The following is a 17968-nucleotide window of genomic DNA, read 5'->3' as shown; positions in this document are numbered from 1 at the left end:
CTTCCGGCCCGCGCATTCGGGGCCGTGTGACGGCCGGTAATGCCGAACACGGTGACGCGCGGAAGGCTCGCCGTCCGCCTGCCGGGCCCGCGGGATGAACGGCCGTTCGGGTGATCCCTATTTACCCCGAGAGGGCTTGGAAACCAAGGGATACGGGTGCAACGGCCGCTGCCGACACGCTTTGCGACCGATTCGGAGTGGCAATCTCCCAGTGCCCGAACGAGACTGACTTTACGGTTCGTGATCAGAAGCGAACACGGGTCCGCGGCCGACGGCCGATCGGGCTGTTAGCCGTGGCACGAGGACAGTGGCACGAGGACAACAGGCAACCATTTCGTGCCGATGTGGCATCGGCGAGAGAGACGTCCTCCAGGAGGTCAAATGGTGGAGAAGTCCTCCGAGGTCCATATAGCCGGGCCGGACCGGGTCGTTGTCGGCGAACACAGCAGCGCCGACGCGTTGGAGATGGACACCGAGAGTAAATTCGCGGAAGTGCTGGCCCAGGTCACCTGCGTCGAAGACGTTCCGGTCGACGCACACTTCTTCGACGATCTCGGCGCCAATTCTCTGGTGATGGCCCAATTCTGTGCGCGAATCAGGAAGATACCCGGCCTGCCGTCCGCGTCCATGAAGGACATCTATCGGAACCCTTCGATCAGAAGTCTGGCGGCGGCCCTGACAGTGTCGGCTCCCGCGACGGTCGGCGTACACGCTCAGACATCGCAGGCGGTGCGCACCACGCCGGTGCTCCAGCCGATGCCGCATCCGACGAACAAGCTGAACTATTTCCTCTGCGGCACGTTCCAGTTGTCTATTTTCCTGGCGTACTCCGTTGCGTTCGGACTGATAACCGCTCGGGGTTACGCGTGGGTCGCCGCCGGTTCAGGTGTGGTCGACATCTACCTGAGATCGGTCGTGTTCGGGAGTTGCGGTCTCCTGGCCGTGTTCCTTCTTCCGATCGCTGCCAAATGGATTCTCATCGGCCGCTCGAAGCCATGTGAATTCCCCGTCTGGGGCCTGGCCTACATGCGCTTCTGGATCGTGAAGTCGCTGCTCCACAGCAATCCCATCGTCCTCTTGGCCGGAAACCCGCTGTTCGTGTTGTATCTCCGGGCGCTCGGCGCGCGGATCGGCAGCGGGGTCACGATCCTCTCCCACTCCGTACCGGTCTGTGCCGACCTGCTCACGATCGGCTCGGGCAGTGTGATCCGCAAGGATTCGTCCTTCCTCTGCTATCGCGCGCATGCTGGGCGTATCCAGACCGGCCGGGTCACGCTCGGACGCGATGTGTTCGTCGGCGAGAAGACCGTCCTGGACATCGACACCTCGATGGGCGACGGAGCCCAGCTCGGTCACGCCTCCGCACTGCACCGTGGTCAGGCGATCCCGGCCGGTGAGCACCGGCACGGATCGCCGGCACAGCCCACCGACATCGAACACGTGAGGGTCGCCCCGGCGAGCTGCGGTGCCCTGCGACGGACCTGGTTCGGCCTCGTCACCGTGCTCCAGATGTTCTTCCTGTACGTGCCGCTGGGCGTCGGCGGTCTGTACATGCTGTTCATCGAGGTTCCGGAACTCGGCCGGCGACTGGGGCCGGACACGACGGGACTCACGACGTCGGTGCTGGTCACCGATGCCCTGTACCTCTCCGTCGTGGTGTTCTTCGGCTTCGTCGTCCTGGGCCTGATCTGGCTGTACACCGTCCCCCGTGTGCTGAATCTGACCGTCCGGCCCGACAAGGTCTACCCGCTCTACGGCTTCCACTACGCGGCGCACCGGGCCATCGCCCGCATGACGAACATCAAGTTCTTCGGCTGGCTCTTCGGTGACAGTTCGTACGTCGTGCACTACCTGCGCGGTCTCGGATACGACCTGTCCCGCGTCCAGCAGACGGGGTCCAACTTCGGCACCGAGCTGCAGCAGGACAACCCGTATCTGGTGACCGTCGGTACGGGGACGATGGTGGCCGACGGACTGTCGATCGTGAACGCGGACTACTCCAGCACGTCCTTCCGGGTGTCCCGGGCCTCGATCGGACCGCACAACTTCCTCGGGAACAACATCGCCTATCCCGCGGGCGGCAGAACGGGCAAGAACTGCCTGCTCGCGACCAAGGTCCTGATCCCTCTCGACGGTGAGATCCGCGAGGGCGTGGGGCTGCTCGGCTCGCCCTCCTTCGAGATTCCCCGCTCGGTGGAACGCGACGCGCGGTTCGACGACATCAGGACGGGAGACGAACTGCGCCGCCGCCTGTCCGCGAAGAACCGCTACAACCTCCGCTCGATGGCGGTCATGCTGTTCGCGCGCTGGGTGTTCACCTTCGTGCTCACGCTGTTCGCCCTCGCCTCCATCGACTTCTACGGTGTGTTCGGGCACGTGGTGATCGCCGCGTATCTGGCGATCACGCTCGCGTTCACCGCCGGCTACTACATCCTGGTGGAGCGTCTGGCCGGCCGGTTCCGCCGGCTGACACCTCAACTGTGCTCCATCTACGACCCGGTCTTCTGGTGGCACGAGCGCATCTGGAAGGTGCCGGACCAGCACCTGAACATCTTCAACGGAACCCCTTTCAAGAACGTGATCTGGCGGCTCATGGGGGTTCGTATCGGCAAGAGGGTGTTCGACGACGGTTGCTACCTGACGGAGCGGACCCTCGCCACCATCGGCGACGAGTGCACCCTGAACTTCGGCAGCAAGATCCAGTGCCACTCCCAGGAGGACGGCACGTTCAAGTCCGACGTCTCCACCCTCGGTGCCGGCTGCACGCTCGGTGTGGGTGCGCACGTGCACTACGGCGTGACGATGGGGGACGGCGCCGTGCTGGTAGCCGACTCCTTCCTCATGAAGGGCGAAGAAGTCCCGGCGAGGGCGCGGTGGGGCGGAAATCCCGCCGCGGACATGCCGGATCTGTTCGAACAACAGCCCTTCGGCGTCGAAACGCTGACAGCGACGACGCCTTCGGTCAACGGCACTGCGGCGAAGGTGGGTTCATGATGGAGACGCGCGTGGAGTCGGACCGGGAGTTCTGGAGCCGTGTCCTGACCGCCGGTGGTTTCACCGCGGTGCCACGGTGGGCCCGCGAGCCCGTGCAGGGAGTCGCCGAGTACGAGGTGGCCGTGCCGGACGACGTACTGCGGGCCCTGCGTGAGCTGGTGCGGGAGTCCGGAGTGCCGTTGAGCACGGTGCTGCTCGCGGCGCACGCCAAGGTGCTGGCCGCGCTCTCCGGCGAACCCGAGGTGGTGACGGGCTACGTCACGGGTTCGCGGAGCGGACCGCTGCCGTGCCGGCTGACCGTCGGCCCCGGATCCTGGCGCGCGCTGCTGACCGGTGTCCAGCGCGTCGAGGAACAGCTGCTGGCGCACCAGGACTTCCCGATGGCCGAGCTGCGGCGCGAGCTGGGTGTGGCCGGGCCGTCGTACGAGGTCGCCTTCGACGCGGCGGCCTCCGCGAGCGGTCTCGACGACGACACGGCGCTCGGCGTCAGATGGTGCGACCGCGGCGAACGGCTGCTGATGCGGCTGCGGTACCGCACCCAGGTCATCGACGGCGAGTGCGCGGCCCGGATCGGCGGCTATCACCTGACCGTGCTGCGGTCGGTGGCGGCGGACCCCGACGCCGAGCACACGCGGCAGAGTCTGCTGTCCGCCGACGAGGTGCGCGAGCAGCTCGAAGGACTGGCCGGACCTCTCAGGGAGTTGCCCGACGCACGGGCGCACGAGCTGTTCGAGCAGCGGGTACGGGAGCACCCGGAGGCGGTGGCCGTCGTGCACGGCGACCGGGAGTGGACGTACGGCGAGCTCAACGCTCGCGCGAACCGGCTGGCGCGCGCCCTGCTGGAGCGTGGACTCGGGCGCGAGGACGTCGTCGCCGTGGTGACCGAACGCAATCCCGACTGGGCCGCCGCGATCCTCGCGGTCTTCAAGGCGGGCGGCGTGTATCTGCCGATCGAGCCGCACTTCCCGGCCGGTCGCATCCAGGCGACACTGTCGCGGGCCGCCTGCCGGCTCGTGCTGACCGAGACGGGCAGCACCCACACCCTCGACCAGGCGCTCACCGCTCTGCCCGGGGTCGAGAAGCTGCTGATCGAGGACGCGTACGCGCAGCAGCACGCCGACGGCGACGTCGGTGTGGGCGTCGCCGCCGACCAGCTGGCGTACATCTACTTCACCTCCGGCTCCACCGGCGAGCCGAAGGGCGCCATGTGCGAGCACGCGGGCATGCTCAACCATCTCTTCGCGAAGATCGACGACTTGGGGATCGTGCAGGGACGTGTGGTCGCGCAGACCGCCCCGCAGTGCTTCGACATCTCCTTGTGGCAAGTGCTGTCCGCCCTGCTGGTGGGCGGCCGGACACTGCTGGTCGCCCAGGAGGCGATCGTCGACGTGGAGCAGTTCCTCGACACGCTCGTCCGCGACCGGGCCGGAGTGGTGCAGGTCGTGCCCTCCTACCTGGAAGTGGTGGCGTCGTACCTGGAACGGCATCCGCGCGAACTGCCCGACCTGCGCTGTGTGTCGGTGACGGGTGAGGCACTGAAGCGGGAACTGGTCCAGCGCTGGTTCGCGATCCAGCCGGGAATCAAACTGGTCAACGCCTACGGACTGACCGAGACCTCGGACGACACCAACCACGAGGTGATGACCGGGGTGCCCGAACGGGTCCTGCTGGGGCGCGCGGTCAACAACGTGCACGTCCACGTCGTCGACGAGCACCTGGCACTGGTCCCCCTGGGCGCCCCCGGACTCATCGCGTTCTCCGGTGTCTGCGTGGGCCGGGGATACGTCAACGACCCCGAGCGGACCCGCGAGGCCTACCGCGAGAACCCCCACCGGCCGGGTGAACGGCTCTATCTGGGCGGTGACTGGGGGCGCTGGCACCCCGGAGGCAAGCTGGAGTTCCTCGGCCGCCGGGACAACCAGGTCAAGATCCGAGGCTTCCGCATCGAGATCGGCGAGATCGAGAACACGCTGCTGCGGGTGACCGGAGTGCGGGACGGCGCGGTCGTCATCGCCCAGCGGGCCGACGACAGCAAACACCTCGTCGGCTTCTACTCGGGCCGCGAACTGCCCACGGACGAGCTGCGCGAGGCGCTCGCCGCCCAACTGCCGGCCTACATGGTCCCTTCGGCCGTCCACTGGCAGCAGAGTCTGCCACTGACCGCCAACGGCAAGATCGACAGGAAGGCGCTGACCGCGCTCGCCGAACAGACGCCGCCCGCGCAGGGCGACGGCGCGGGAGAGCACGAGGACGCCCCGCTCACTCCGTCCGAGCGGAAACTCGCGGGTGCCTGGGCCGAGTTGCTGGGTGTTCCGGAGTACCGGATCGGCCGGCAGGACCACTTCTTCGACTCCGGCGGCACCTCACTGTCGGCGGTGAAGCTCACCATCGCCCTGGACCGCGCGGTTTCCCTGAAGGACATCACCCGGCACCCGGTGCTCGCCGACCTGGCCGCACTCCTCGACGGCGCCGACCGCCGGCACCCGGAGCTGCTCCAGCCGCTGTCGACACCGACCGGCGTGCCCGAGTGCGCCCTGGTGTGCTTCCCCTACGCGGGTGGCAACGCGGTCAACTACCAGCCGCTGGCGAGCGCGTTGGCAGGCAGCGGCATCGACGGGACGGGCGGTCCGCAGGGATCCGGCCGGCTCGCGGTGTACGCCGTGGACCTCCCCGGACACGACCTGGCCGCCCGGAACGAGCCGTTCGCCCCGATCGACCAGGTGGCGGAGCAGGTCGTCGCCGAGATCACCCGGCGTGGTCTGACCCGCGTCATGCTGTGGGGCCACTCCTCTGGTGCGGCGCCGGCGGTGGAGACCGCCCGCAGGCTCCAGGAGCGCGGCATCGACGTCCCACGGGTGTTCCTCGGCGCACAGCTGCTCGGCTCCGCCGCCGAACGGCGGGCCGCGCTCACCGAACTGACCGGCCGCAGCGACACCGAGATCGCCGCAGGCCTGACGGCGGACGGCGGATACACCGAGCTCGGTGAGCTGAACGCGCAGCACACCGCGCAGATCGGCGCCGCCTACCGGCACGACTACACGTGCGCACACCGCTACTTCGCCGAGGCGCTGGAAACCGCGCCGACCGCGAAGCTGTCCGCGCCGGTCACGGTGGTCGTGGCCGCCGACGATCCGGTCACCGCCGGATACCACGACCGCTACCGCGACTGGCAGCACCTGGCCGAACACGTCGAACTGCACGAACTCGCCGACGGCGGTCACTACTTCCTGCGCATCCGTCCTGCCGAGGCGGCCCAGGCCGTCCTCGGCGCAGCCGAACCACTGGCCTCCCCCTGAAACCCGGCCGGGAGATTCCCCGAGCCGCCGGAGGACCGACCGAAAGGAACCCGAGATGTCGTCCTCACCAATGGCACCACCGCTCGACCTTGACCTGCGGCCGGACAGGCCTCCGGTGCTGCACGTCGAGACGCCCGGTGACGCGCCGAGTTGGGCGACCCAGTACCGCGACGCCCTGCACGCGCAGGTCACCGAGCACGGCGCTCTGATCGTCCGCGGTCTGGCACTGCGGGAGCCCGAGCAGACCGGGGCCGTCTTCCAGGGACTGACCAGCGGTCTGATGACCGAGCGCGAGGCCTTCGCTCCCCGCGAGACGTACCGTCCCGGGGTGTACTCGTCCTCGACCTGGCCGCCCAACCAGCCCATGTGCATGCACCACGAACTGAGCTACACGCTCGAGGTACCGGGCCTGATGCTGTTCGCGTGCCTGACCGCCCCGGAAAGCGGCGGAGCGACGGCGGTGGCCGACGCCGAGCAGATGCTCCAGGCACTGCCCACCGCGCTGAGCGAACGCTTCGAGCGGGAGGGATGGCTGCTGACCCGCAGCTACAACGACGAGATCGGCGCGTCCCTGGAGGAGTCCTTCGGGACCGACGACCGGGCCGCGATCGAGCACTACTGCCACGCGAACGACATCGAGTTCGACTGGCAGCCGGACGGGTCCCTGCACACCCGGCAGCGACGCAGCGCCGTGGTGCGGCACCCGCTCACCGGCCGCCGCTGCTGGTTCAACCAGATCGCCTTCCTCAACGAATGGACGCTGGCCCCAGAGGTCCGCGAGTACCTGGTCGACGTCTACGGCGAGGACGGACTGCCGTTCAACACCCGCTTCGGGGACGGATCTCCGATCGGCGAGGACGTCGTCCAGGTGCTCAACAGCACCTACGAGGCCCACACGCGCCGTGAGCCGTGGCAGGCCGGTGACCTGATGCTCGTGGACAACATCCGCACCGCGCACAGCCGAGAGGCCTACACCGGGGAGCGCCGGGTGCTCGTCGCCATGGCAGAGCCGCGACGCCTCGCTGACAGCGGCCCGACACCGGAGGCGAGCCGGTGATGACCCACCTGTTGTCGCCCGCCGAAGAGCGGGCCACGTCCCACCCGGCCTCGGTGCCGACCTTCGCCGTCATCTCCGGCGCACAGGTGCAGCGGGCACTGGGCGGCCGCGAGAAGCAGATCGTGGACCTCGTCGAGGCCACCTACCGGCTGCACGGCGCCGGTGAATCGGTGAACCCGCCGTCGTACTTCCTGCGCTTCCCCGACCGGCCCGCCTCGCGCATCATCGCGCTGCCGGCCTCCATCGGCGGATCGGTGAACGTCGACGGCCTGAAGTGGATCTCCAGCTTCCCGGCCAACGTGTCGGCCGGGCTGCCCCGCGCCTCGGCGGTCCTGATCCTCAACGACCACGACACGGGCTATCCCTTCGCCTGCATGGAGAGCTCCATCATCAGCGCGACCAGGACGGCGGCGTCCGCCGCGCTGGCGGCCGACTGGCTCAGCCGCACCCGTGGCCGACCGGCCCGTGTCGGGTTCTTCGGCACCGGGCTGATCGCCCGCTACATCCACACCTTCCTGGCCGGCACCGGCTGGACGTTCGACACGATCGGCCTGCACGACCTGTCCGCGGAGAGCACCGCCGGGTTCGCCGGCTACCTGCGAACGACCGGCGCCGCGGGGAAGGCCACCGTCCACGACAGTGCCGAGGAGCTGATCCGCTCCAGCGACCTGGTGGTCTTCGCCACCGTCGCCGGTGAGCCGCATGTCACCGACCCGGGGTGGTTCACGCACAACCCGCTGGTGCTGCACGTGTCCCTGCGCGACCTCGCCCCCGAGATCCTGCTCGGCTCGGCCAACTTCGTCGACGACGTCGAGCACTGTCTCAAGGCGAACACCTCGCCCCACCTGGTGGAACAGCTCACCGGCAACCGCGATTTCCTCGACGGCACTCTCGACGACGTCATGTCCGGACGGCAGGCACCGCCGACCGACCGGCCAGTGATCTTCTCGCCCTTCGGGCTCGGCGTCCTCGACCTGGCCGTCGGCAAGTACGTCTACGACGAAGTAGCCCGGGAGGGTCAGCTCAGCATCATCGACGACTTCTTCCACGACCTGCGCCGACACGGCTGAACCAACCGTCAGCCAAGGCACCAGGAGGCCCACCGTGCCCGTCATAACCGCTCCCTACGCCTTCAACGAGAGCAGGCTCTACGTCGATCTCGAACCGATATTCGGGCGTCGTCTCTACCTGAAGTGCGAGGGCTTCAACTTCGCCGGCTCCATCAAGTTGAAGGCCGCGAACGAGATGGTGGAGAGTGCCGAGCGCGAGGGGGTCTTGAGACCGGACTCGATCCTCATCGAGTCCTCGTCCGGGAACCTCGGCGTGGCGCTCAGCATGATCGCCGCGAGCAAGGGCTACCGGTTCCTGTGCGTGACGGACTCCCGGTGCAACCTGTCGACCAGGCTCCTCATGGAGGCGCTCGGCAGCGAGGTGCACGTCGTGGCCGACCTCGACGCCAACGGCGGCTTCCTCGGCAAGCGGATCGACTACGTCCGAGCGCTGTGCGCGTCCGACGACCGCTACGTGTGGCTCAGCCAGTACACCAATGAGGGCAACTGGCGGGCGCACTTCCGTACGACCGGGCCGGAGATCGCCGAGCACTTCCCCGAGCTCGACGTGCTCTTCATCGGAGCCGGCACCACCGGCACCCTGATGGGCTGCGCGCGCTACTTCCGCGAGTGGAACCGCGAGGTGCGGATCGTCGCGGTGGACAGCGTGGGCTCGGTCGCCTTCGGCGGCCCGCCGGGACGCCGGATGATCCCCGGCCTGGGCATGAGCATGCGCCCGCCGCTGCTCGACGAGTCCTTCGTGGACGAGGTGGTCCGGGTCGAGGAGGCCGACACCATCCGCACCTGTCACCGGCTGGCCAGACGCGGCTTCCTGTTCGGCGGCTCCACGGGGACCGTGGTCAGCGGCGCGATGGACTGGCTGGCCCGGCACGGGTCACGCGACCTCACCACGGTGGCCATCGCCCCGGACCTCGGCGAGCGCTACCTCGACACCATCTACCAGATCAACTGGCTCCAGGATCTGTACGGCGACGACATCCTCGAGACCGAGGGGATCACGCCGCCTTCGGCCGCGGCCGAGTCCGTGACGCGCACGCCGCACCGGCCGAGTTCCTAGCGTTCCGCCGTCGCACGATCCGGGCCCGGCTCACGCCGGGCCGTCCGGGCCGGACGCCCCTTCCTCCGGGAGGGCGGCGTCCGGCCCGGCGTCGTCGAGGAGGACCTTCGGGAGCGCCTGCTCGGCCCAGATCACCTTGCCGTGCGGGGTGTAGCGGGTGCCCCAGCGTTCGGCGATCTGCGACACCAGGAACAGGCCGCGGCCGCCCTCGTCCGTCGTGGCCGCGTAGCGCAGATGCGGTGAGGTGCTGCTGCCGTCGGACACCTCGCAGGTCAGCGTCCTGTCGTGGATGAGACGCACATGGATCGGCTCGGAGGCGTACCGGATGGCATTGGTGATGAGTTCGCTCAGGATGAGCTCCACGCTGAACGCGAGCTCGGCCAGCCCCCACTCCTCGATCTTCTCGGCCACGGCCTCGCGCATCCCCGCGACGGCGGCCGGATCGGCGGGCACGTCCCAGTCGGCGATCCGGTCGGGCGACAGCCCCCGGGTACGCGCGATGAGCAGGGCGACGTCGTCCTTCGGGCGCTTGGGCAGCAGGGCCTCCAGCACCTCCCGGCAGCTCTCCTCGGGCGGCCGCTCGGGGTGCCCCGCGAGCGCCTCGCGCAGCAGTTCCATGCCCACGTCCAGATCGCGCCTGCGGTCCTCGATGAGGCCGTCGGTGTACAGCACGAGCTGGGTGCCGTCGGCGAGCTCCAGCTCCTCGGTCTGGAAGGGCATCCCGCCGAGACCGAGGGGCGGCCCGCCCGGCAGGTCCGGGAAGGTGACCGTCCCGTCGGGGTGGACGAGTGCCGGCGCCAGGTGGCCCGCGCGCGCCATGACGCAGCGGCGCGTCACGGGGTCGTAGATCGCGTACAGACAGGTGGCGCCCACGACGTTCTCGGGGCTTTCCGTACCCGTCTCGTCCTGGTCGATGCGGCCGACCAGGTCGTCCAGATGGCTCAGCAGCTCGTCGGGCGGCAGGTCGAGGGTGGAGAAGTTGTGCACGGCGGTCCGCAGGCGCCCCATCGTGGCGGCGGCGTGCAGGCCGTGGCCGACCACGTCCCCGACGGCCAGCGCCACCCGGCCGCCGGGCAGCGGAATCACGTCGAACCAGTCTCCGCTCACGTTCGCCTGGGCGGGGAGGTAGCGGTAGGCGATGTCGAGGGCGCTCTGTTCGGGCAGGGCCCGCGGCAGCAGGCTGCGCTGGAGCGTGATCGCCATGGCGTGCTCGCGCGTGTAGCGGCGGGCGTTGTCGATGCTCACCGCGGCGCGCGCCACCAGCTCCTCCGCCAGCGACAGCTCCTCCTCGTCGAACGGCTCGTGATCTCCGCAGCGCCAGAAGTTGACCATGCCCAGGACGACGCCGCGTGCCTGGATGGGGGCGGCGATGAGGGTGTGGATGCCGTAGTCGATGATCTTCTGGGCGCGTACGGGGTCCTGCTTCTGCCACCCGTCGGCGGCCGCCAGGTCCGTCACGAGCTCGCTGTGGCCGCTTCCGTAGCTGCGCGCCTGGGGCGTGGACGGTACGAAGTCGATCAGGCGGCCCTTCTCGTAGAGCGGGTGGTCGCTCCGGATGCCCTGCACGGCCGAACGGCGCATGCCCGTCGCAGTGGGGGCCGGTTCCTCGCCGCGGAGCACGGCGTCGGCCAGATCCACGGTGACGAAGTCGGCGAAGCGGGGGACGGCCACCTGTGCCAGCTGCTCGGCGGCGTCCTTCACGTCCAGGGTGGTGCCGATGCAGAGGCCCGCGTCGTACAGCAGCTTCAGACGCTCCCGTGCGGTCTCCGCCCGGCCTGTCACCGCCTGGAGCTCGGTGGAGTCGCGGAGCGTCACCACCGCCCCCTTGGGACCCCCGTCCGGATCCGTCGGGCGCTGGTTGACGGCCAGCAGCCGATCCCCGGCGAAGTGCACCTCGTCGGTGGCCTCGCGCCCGGAGACGAGCAGTTCGACGGTCTCGGGGTCGAGCCCCGGCAGCTCGGCGACGGGCCGTCCCTCGACGTCCGGGGGCAGCTCCAGCAGCCGTCGGGCCTCGTCGTTGGCGAGCAGCAGCCGTCCGTCGTCCGCGACGATGAGCACGCCCTCGCGCACGGAGTGCAGCACCGTGTCGTGGTGGTCGTACATACGGGTCATCTCGTCCGGAGCCAGGCTGTGTGTCTGCCGCCGCAGCCGCCTGCCCACCAGGGCCGTCCCGCCGGTGGCCAGCACGAGCGCGCCGGCTCCGGCGCCCAGGATGATCGGCAGCTGCCGGGCCACCTGGTGGGTCACGTTCTTCACCTTCAGCCCGGCCGAGACGAGGCCGATCACCTTGCCGTCGTCCTCCTTGATGGGGACGGTGGCCTGCACCTCGCGTCCGAGCGGGCCGTTGACACTCTCCGTGTAGACCTTCCCCGCGAGTGACGGCTCGATGGTGCCCACGAACCTCTTCCCGATACGGCTCGGGAGCGGGTGCGTGTAGCGGATGCCCTCCGTGTCCATGACCACGATGAAATCGACGCCGGCGACCTTGCGCGCCGCCTCGGTGAGCGGCTGGAGGATCTTGCTCGGATCCGGGGCGGCGAGCGCCGCCTGCACGCCGGGGGAGTGGGCGAAGGTCTCCGCGACGGCGATCGAACGACGTTTGGCCTCGGCGTTCGTGTCGCGTCCGGACTGCAGGACGAGGGCGAAGACGCTGAAGGCCACGAGCAGCACCACCACGGCCACCTGGAGCAGGAACACCTGCCCGGCTACGCTCCGCGGGCTCCTGCTGACCAGTGACCTCAGTGAGAGGCGTCGAAAACCGGCGAAACGATCCGCCATGTGACCTTTCTAGCACCGGTGATCCCGAGTGGCCATGGCCCGCCCGAGAGTGGATCTTGCCGTGTCGGCCCTCCGGAGCCGTTCGGGGCGTGTGTCGCATGCCCTGTCCCGCCTGCCCGGACAGCGGTTCGGGGGCGGGTTTTCTCCGGGGTGCGGGCGGTCGCTCGCCGTGTCCGGGTGCGCGTCCGTCGGAGATCGACGTCCGCTTTCGACCGATATGATGCCGTTTGTGGTCAAGTTCGGACGGCTGCGGGGCCATCGATCCCCCTACGGCAGCAGGTGGCAAGCTGCCCAGCTGTCACCGGTGATCCTGACGGTCCTCATCACCGGCCTGGCGTTCTCCACACCGAGGGAGATGGCCTTCAGCCGCCTCCTGCCCGCCGCCCCCGCTCTCGCCGCCGCCATGTGGACCGTCGTCCCCACAATCCTGCTGGGCGGGTTCTGCCTCGTGGTGATGATCGTCCTCAGCTTCTTCTACGAAGACCTGGGCACGCAGTACACCTCGGCCGCCATCATCGCGGTCACCCTCGCCGCCGCGTACGCGAGCCATGTCCGACTCCAGCGGGAGGAGATCCTCCTCCAGGTCCGGCTCGTCGCCGACGCGGCCCAGAAGGTGCTCCTGCGCCCCCTGCCGCGCCGCATCGAGGACGTCGAGATCGAGTCCCTGTACCTCGCCGCCCAGGAGCAGTCCCGGATCGGCGGCGACTTCTACGAGGCGGTCGGCACGCCGTACGGGGTGCGGCTGCTCATCGGCGACGTACGGGGCAAGGGGCTGACCGCGGTCGGGGCGGCCTCGGCGGTGATCAGCTGCTTCCGGGAAGCCGCCTACGACGAGTCCGACCTGACGAGCGTGATCCACCGCCTGGAAGCCAGCATCAACCGTCACAGCGCCTCGTTTCCCGGCCAGGACCGGCCTGAACGCTTCGCCACCGCCCTCGTCGCCGAGATCCCCCACGGTGGTGGCCGCGTCCGCCTCCTCAACTGCGGGCACCCGCCGCCACTGCTCGTGCACGGCGGCAAGATCCGCGTGCTGGAGCCCACCATCGCCTCGCCCCCTCTCAACCTCGCGGAGCTCATCGGCCACCACTACTGCGTCGACACGATCGCCCTGGGCGCGGGCGACCAGCTGCTGCTCTACACCGACGGCGTCTCGGAGACCCGGGACCGGACCGGTGCGTTCTTCCCGCTGCCGGACTGGATGCGGGGGCAGATCCTGCAACCGCCCCGCGGACTGCTCGACCGCCTGCACCACGACCTGCTCGACTACAGCGGGGGACGACTCGACGACGACATCGCGGCCCTCGCGGTGCGCTGCCCGAACAAACAGAACCGCGAGCGCCCGGCGTAGGCGGACTCCGGCGTGGGCGCGCCGGGCTCCGGTGCCGCCGTGGGTGTCTCCGTGCGTGCCGGGCGTCGGCGTCACCGCGACTGTGCCCGTCCGTGTGCGGCGCGCGCCGGGCATCGGTCACCGCGAGGGCGCCCTCCGAGTATGTGTGCCGCCTGACGGCGTCACCGCGTGCGCTCTGATGCGTCCGCGCCGACCCGCTGGTCCCGGGAGCGCAGCCGCCGCAGCATCCGGGCATCCTCGAAGCCGACCTCGCGGGCGGCGGCATCCAGCGTCGCCCCGTGCCCCGCCAGGTGCTCGGCCCGCTCCAGCCGCAGCGTCTGCTGATAACGCAGCGGAGTCAGCCCGTTGGTGGCCCGGCCGAACAGACGGGTCAAGGTGCGCTCGCTGACTCCCGCGTACGCGGCCAGGGCCGCCAGCGGCAGGGGCTCGGTGAAACGTCGCTCGATCAGGTCCTGGACCCTGTGCACGGTGTCGTCGAGGTGCGAGCGGTGCCGCAGCATGGCGCTCGCCTGGGGCTCGTCGCCGTTGCGCCGGGCGTAGACGACGATGTCCCGCGCGACCTGGGCCGCGAGCGCGGGACCGTGCCGGACCGCCAGCAGATGCAGGGCGAGATCGATGCCGCTGGCGATGCCCGCGGACGTCACCACGCGGTCGTCCGTGGTGAACAGCACGTCGCGCACGACGGTCGCCCGGGGATACCGGGAGGCCAGTTCGTCCTGCACGTCGTGGTGCGTGGTGCAGCGGCGGCCGTCCAGCAGACCGGCCCTGCCGAGCGCCTCCGCCCCGGCACACACGCTGGCGACGGTGCCGCCCGCGCCGTGGTGGGTGCGCAGCCTCTCCAGCGTCTGCGCGACGGGTTCCGGACCCTGGCACAGGCGGGGAGCCCGCCACCCCGGCACGACGACGAGGTCGTCGGGGTCCAGCTCGGGCCACCGGGTGTCGGCGGCGAGCGGCAGCCCCTGCGCGCTGACCACCTGCTCCCGCTCGGCGACGTACGCGAGGGCGTACGGCTGCCCGAAGTCCGCCGCCGTGCTGAAGACCTGAGCCGGACCGGCCAGGTCCAGGAGGTGGACCCCGGGCAGAAGGACGAAGACGACTCGGCTCACACCACCGATACTTCCAGCTCCGCCTCCAGCTCGGCCACCGAGGCGATGCGCGCGAAGCGGTCGCGGAGGACCGCCTCGGTGCGTTCGATGATCGCGGCGGCGCTCAGGTCGCCGATCGGATTCGTGGCGGTGGCGTCGGTGACGAAGACCATGCGGTACCCGAGGTCGCTGCCCACACGGGTCGTCGTCTCGACGCACTGCTCGGTACGGATCCCGCAGACCCACAGCTCGCCGACCCCGGCCTCGGTCAGCAGTTGCTGGAGGTTGGTCGTCGTGAAGGCGTTGTGCGAGGTCTTGTACAGCACCGCCTCGTCCGCCCGCGGCCCGTCCAGTTCCTCCAGCAGACGCACGTGCCCGGACCGGGGATCGAACACGTCACCGCTTCCCGGCTCGGTGTGCAGCACCCAGAAGACCCGGTCACCCGCGGCCCGGGCCAGGGCGACCAGCCGGTTGACCGGCTCGGCGATCCCGGGGTCGGAGATCTCGTCCCACAACGGGCGGGCACGGAAGGACTCCTGGACATCCACGACTATCAGCGCTCGGTTCATGACATCGATTCTGAGCTGCCCCGACGCGTGAACCCCAGGCCCGATCCAGGCCCGTGCCGGAACGATCCGGTCAGCGCGGACGCCTGCGGAGCCCATCGCCGCGTGGCCGGCCCGGGTCCGTTCGCGGACCGGGCCCGGCGACGCGTCCTCCCGACGGCGAGCGATGCGTCCTCCCGGGGACGGGCCGACGCGGCAGCCAGGAGCGGCGTCACGACTCCGTTGCGCCCGCCGCGTCGTCCGTCCCGGAAGGCAGCCACCAGACGGCCGCCCAGCAGCACGCCCGCACCACGAAAGCTGCCGCCAGCGCCCACCACACGCTGTTCACGTGGACGTCGGACAGCCATGCGACCAGGTACCACACGAGTGTGTCCTGGAGCAGGCCGACGATCGCCAGCAGCGGCAGCAGAAGCCCTTGGCGCGGGTCCTTGGGGGTGGCCCAGATCGCCGTGCTGACGCCCGCGAAGACGACGTACGCGATGACGTAACCGAGCAGCGCGCTCTTGCCGGTCTCGTCGAGCGTGATGCCCGGAAGCGCGGCGGCGAGCGCCACTCCCGGAAGCAGGCCGACCTGTTGTCTTCGTATGTCCTTCATGATCGGGACTTTGGCAGACACCGTCCCGCTCGGGAAGGGGTGCCGACGATCAGCCGTGTACGACCCTGCTCGCCGCCACCCGTGCCCGGATGTGCGGATCGTGAAAGGATTCGGGTCGCAAATCTCCTGATGCTCAAGAGAATTGAGCGGGCGTCAGTAGGGAAGGTTCGAGGTGCCGTCCGGGGGACCTCTGGGCGAAGGGCTGGCACGATCAATTGCCCTTTCCCTAGGATGGTCTGCCTAGCCGGGCCACTTGAAGCTGCTTGGAGCAGGGGGAACGATGCAGGCTGGTAGGCAGTTGTCCACGAAGATCGATGCCACCGTGCCCACGGCCGCACGCATGTACGACCACTACCTGGGCGGCAAGGACAACTACGCGGCCGACCGCGCGGCCTGCGCCGAGCTGGACAAGGTCGTGCCCAGCACGGGTGCACTCGCGCTGAACAACCGGCGTTTCCTCCAGCGGGTGGTCAGGACCCTGGCGGCCGAGCACGGCATCAGGCAGTTCCTCGACCACGGATCCGGCCTGCCGACCCAGGAGAACGTCCACCAGGTCGCCCAGCGCGTCGATCCCGCATCGCGCGTGGTCTACGTGGACAACGACCCCATGGTGCTGGTGCACGGCCGGGCGCTGCTCGACCAGAACGACTGCACCGCGGTCATCCACGCGGACCTGCGGAACACGGACGAGATCTTCGCCCATGCGGACACGCAGCGCCTCATCGACTTCTCGGAGCCGGTGGCCGTGCTGTTCAACTCGGTCTTCCACTGCATCCCCGACAGCGAGACCGACGGCCCGCCCGCCGTGGTCCGTCGGGTGGCCGAACGCCTCGCGCCCGGCAGCTTCATGGTGATGTGTCAACTGGTCAGCGAGGACCCCAAGGTCAGGGAGTTCGTCACCGACTTCATGGCCCAGGTCACCCAGGGGCATTGGGGCAGGGTCCGCCAGGAGAAGGACGTCGCGGCGCTGTTCGACGGCCTCGAGATCCTGGAGCCGGGACTGGTCGAGGTGTCCACGTGGCGACCCGACAGCGAAGTGGCGCCCCGTCAGCTCACGCAGGAATGGGTGGAGTTCGGCGGAGTCGGCCGGCTTCCCTAGGGACTGGGCGCATCGAGCGGGCCGTCCCTCGCCCGGTGCGCCGACGCGACGCCTTCGGGTACGCCCGCACCGCGGCGGACGTACCCATGGCCGTGTTCAGGACGCGGCGTAGCGGTCCGCCGCCGTCTTCTTCAGGAGCGCCAGCGACTCGCGCGGGGTGAGGGCCTCGTCTCCGAGCCGGTCCAGCGCCAGCCGGTACTCCTCGGTCTCGTCCCGGTCCTCCAGGAAGTTCGCGCTCCTGATGTGCTCCAGGTAGACGATGTCGGGCAGGTCGAGACCGCCGAAGCGCAGATAGGTGATGGGGATCGCGGGCGCGGAGGCGTTCGTCACGTCCAACGGCACGATCTGCAGCGTCACATGGGGTCGTTCGGCCATGTCCATCAGATACTCCAGCTGCTCGCGCATGACGTCACGGCTGCCGAGCACACGCAGCAGCACCGACTCGTCGATGACCGCCCACAGCTGCGGGGTGTCCGCGCGATGCAGGAGCTCACGCCTGCGCATACGCATCTCGACCCGGCGCTCCACCTCGCTGGACGGTGCCGTCGGCAGCCCGCGCTCCACAACCGCCCTGGCGTAGGCGGCAGTCTGCAGCAGGCCGGGGACGTACTGGATCTCGAAGGTGCGGATGGCGGCCGCGGCCTCCTGGAGTCCGACCAGCCGGTCGAACCACTCGGGCATCAGACGCTTGTCGTAGCGCTGCCACCACCCGGGCTCGCCTGCGCGCCGTAGCAGTTGCAGAAGGATCGACGTCTCGTGCTCGCCGGTCCTGTACAGGTTCAGCAGGGCCTGGACGTCGCGCTCCGTGGGCGGCCGACGACCTTTGCCGGCCTCGATGCGCGACAGCTTCGCGGGACTGAACCCGATCTCACGGGCGGCCTGGTCCTGCGAGAGGCCCGAGTCCTCGCGGATGCCCGCGAGCTGCACGCCGACCAGCATCTTCAGCAGTGTCGGGGCGGGCTCGGTCCGCTTCAGATAGGGTTCGAGGCGGGAGATGCGAGGCGACTCGGCGGACATCCTGAC

General features: G+C 69.5%; 12 protein-coding genes. 7 read left to right on the top strand and 5 right to left on the bottom strand.

Translation table 11 applies throughout. The features are described from left to right. The first annotated feature begins 381 nt into the window (after window positions 1–381). The 5 genes from ABEB03_RS36435 to sbnA are packed head-to-tail and all read left to right on the top strand — an operon-like array spanning window position 382 to window position 9474. Window positions 382–2994 (top strand): Pls/PosA family non-ribosomal peptide synthetase, encoded by a 2613-nt coding sequence (locus ABEB03_RS36435; protein ID WP_345657193.1) that lies wholly within the window; start codon window positions 382–384, stop codon window positions 2992–2994. After that, complete coding sequence (locus ABEB03_RS36430) at window positions 2994–6290, top strand: non-ribosomal peptide synthetase (protein WP_345657250.1); 3297 nt, start codon at window positions 2994–2996, stop codon at window positions 6288–6290. The genes ABEB03_RS36435 and ABEB03_RS36430 overlap by 1 nt, the downstream gene beginning before the upstream one ends. 55 nt (window positions 6291–6345) lie before the next feature. Beyond that, window positions 6346–7347, top strand: coding sequence for a TauD/TfdA family dioxygenase (locus ABEB03_RS36425; protein ID WP_345657192.1), 1002 nt, complete (start codon window positions 6346–6348; stop codon window positions 7345–7347). Next, on the top strand, window positions 7347–8417 hold the full coding sequence (gene sbnB / locus ABEB03_RS36420; protein WP_345657191.1) for a 2,3-diaminopropionate biosynthesis protein SbnB: 1071 nt from the start codon (window positions 7347–7349) through the stop codon (window positions 8415–8417). Before ABEB03_RS36425 ends, sbnB begins: the two co-directional genes overlap by 1 nt. Before the next feature lie 34 nt (window positions 8418–8451). Then, window positions 8452–9474: a 2,3-diaminopropionate biosynthesis protein SbnA gene (gene sbnA, locus ABEB03_RS36415; RefSeq protein ID WP_345657190.1), complete on the top strand. Its 1023-nt coding sequence runs from the start codon at window positions 8452–8454 to the stop codon at window positions 9472–9474. Window positions 9475–9504: 30 nt separating this feature from the next. Here sbnA and ABEB03_RS36410 read toward each other — a convergent pair whose 3' ends face one another. After that, window positions 9505–12252 carry a SpoIIE family protein phosphatase gene (locus ABEB03_RS36410; protein WP_345657189.1) on the bottom strand — a complete coding sequence of 916 codons (2748 nt, stop codon included), beginning with the start codon at window positions 12250–12252 and terminating at the stop codon, window positions 9505–9507. A 220-nt stretch (window positions 12253–12472) separates the two neighbouring features. Between ABEB03_RS36410 and ABEB03_RS36405 the strand changes: the two genes are divergently transcribed. Next, window positions 12473–13600: a PP2C family protein-serine/threonine phosphatase gene (locus ABEB03_RS36405; protein ID WP_345657249.1), complete on the top strand. Its 1128-nt coding sequence runs from the start codon at window positions 12473–12475 to the stop codon at window positions 13598–13600. A 161-nt stretch (window positions 13601–13761) separates the two neighbouring features. Here ABEB03_RS36405 and ABEB03_RS36400 read toward each other — a convergent pair whose 3' ends face one another. The 3 genes from ABEB03_RS36400 to ABEB03_RS36390 all read right to left on the bottom strand — a co-directional run bounded on the left by ABEB03_RS36400 (window position 13762) and on the right by ABEB03_RS36390 (window position 15846). Further along, complete coding sequence (locus ABEB03_RS36400; RefSeq protein WP_345657188.1) at window positions 13762–14706, bottom strand: GlxA family transcriptional regulator; 945 nt, start codon at window positions 14704–14706, stop codon at window positions 13762–13764. Continuing rightward, the gene (locus tag ABEB03_RS36395) at window positions 14703–15254 is read right to left on the bottom strand and encodes a cysteine hydrolase family protein (RefSeq protein WP_345657187.1); all 552 of its coding nucleotides are present in this window, start codon (window positions 15252–15254) and stop codon (window positions 14703–14705) included. The genes ABEB03_RS36400 and ABEB03_RS36395 overlap by 4 nt, the downstream gene beginning before the upstream one ends. A 208-nt stretch (window positions 15255–15462) precedes the next feature. Next, window positions 15463–15846 (bottom strand): hypothetical protein, encoded by a 384-nt coding sequence (locus tag ABEB03_RS36390; RefSeq protein WP_345657186.1) that lies wholly within the window; start codon window positions 15844–15846, stop codon window positions 15463–15465. A 280-nt stretch (window positions 15847–16126) separates the two neighbouring features. Between ABEB03_RS36390 and ABEB03_RS36385 the strand changes: the two genes are divergently transcribed. Then, window positions 16127–16945, top strand: a complete 819-nt coding sequence (locus tag ABEB03_RS36385) for an SAM-dependent methyltransferase (protein WP_345657184.1) — start codon at window positions 16127–16129, stop codon at window positions 16943–16945. A gap of 96 nt (window positions 16946–17041) precedes the next feature. On the opposite strand, the gene ABEB03_RS36380 is transcribed toward ABEB03_RS36385, so the two are convergent. Further along, on the bottom strand, window positions 17042–17962 hold the full coding sequence (locus ABEB03_RS36380) for a helix-turn-helix domain-containing protein (RefSeq protein ID WP_345657183.1): 921 nt from the start codon (window positions 17960–17962) through the stop codon (window positions 17042–17044). Between the last annotated feature and the right edge of the window lie 6 nt (window positions 17963–17968).

It is taken from the genome of Streptomyces siamensis (genome assembly GCF_039543605.1).
GTDB lineage: Bacteria > Actinomycetota > Actinomycetes > Streptomycetales > Streptomycetaceae > Streptomyces > Streptomyces siamensis.
Note: the sequence above shows the minus strand (reverse complement) of the source record. Positions and strands in the feature narration are given on the sequence as shown.

What these genes read in the sequence shown, in the direction of transcription:
- ABEB03_RS36395 (WP_345657187.1), bottom strand. Translation starts at nt 15,254, where the DNA reads ATGAACCGAGCGCTGATAGTCGTGGATGTCCAGGAGTCCTTCCGTGCC.
- ABEB03_RS36410 (WP_345657189.1), bottom strand. Translation starts at nt 12,252, where the DNA reads ATGGCGGATCGTTTCGCCGGTTTTCGACGCCTCTCACTGAGGTCACTG.
- ABEB03_RS36435 (WP_345657193.1), top strand. Translation starts at nt 382, where the DNA reads ATGGTGGAGAAGTCCTCCGAGGTCCATATAGCCGGGCCGGACCGGGTC.
- ABEB03_RS36380 (WP_345657183.1), bottom strand. Translation starts at nt 17,962, where the DNA reads ATGTCCGCCGAGTCGCCTCGCATCTCCCGCCTCGAACCCTATCTGAAG.
- ABEB03_RS36430 (WP_345657250.1), top strand. Translation starts at nt 2,994, where the DNA reads ATGGAGACGCGCGTGGAGTCGGACCGGGAGTTCTGGAGCCGTGTCCTG.
- ABEB03_RS36390 (WP_345657186.1), bottom strand. Translation starts at nt 15,846, where the DNA reads ATGAAGGACATACGAAGACAACAGGTCGGCCTGCTTCCGGGAGTGGCG.
- ABEB03_RS36425 (WP_345657192.1), top strand. Translation starts at nt 6,346, where the DNA reads ATGTCGTCCTCACCAATGGCACCACCGCTCGACCTTGACCTGCGGCCG.
- ABEB03_RS36405 (WP_345657249.1), top strand. Translation starts at nt 12,473, where the DNA reads ATGCCGTTTGTGGTCAAGTTCGGACGGCTGCGGGGCCATCGATCCCCC.
- sbnB (WP_345657191.1), top strand. Translation starts at nt 7,347, where the DNA reads ATGACCCACCTGTTGTCGCCCGCCGAAGAGCGGGCCACGTCCCACCCG.
- ABEB03_RS36385 (WP_345657184.1), top strand. Translation starts at nt 16,127, where the DNA reads ATGCAGGCTGGTAGGCAGTTGTCCACGAAGATCGATGCCACCGTGCCC.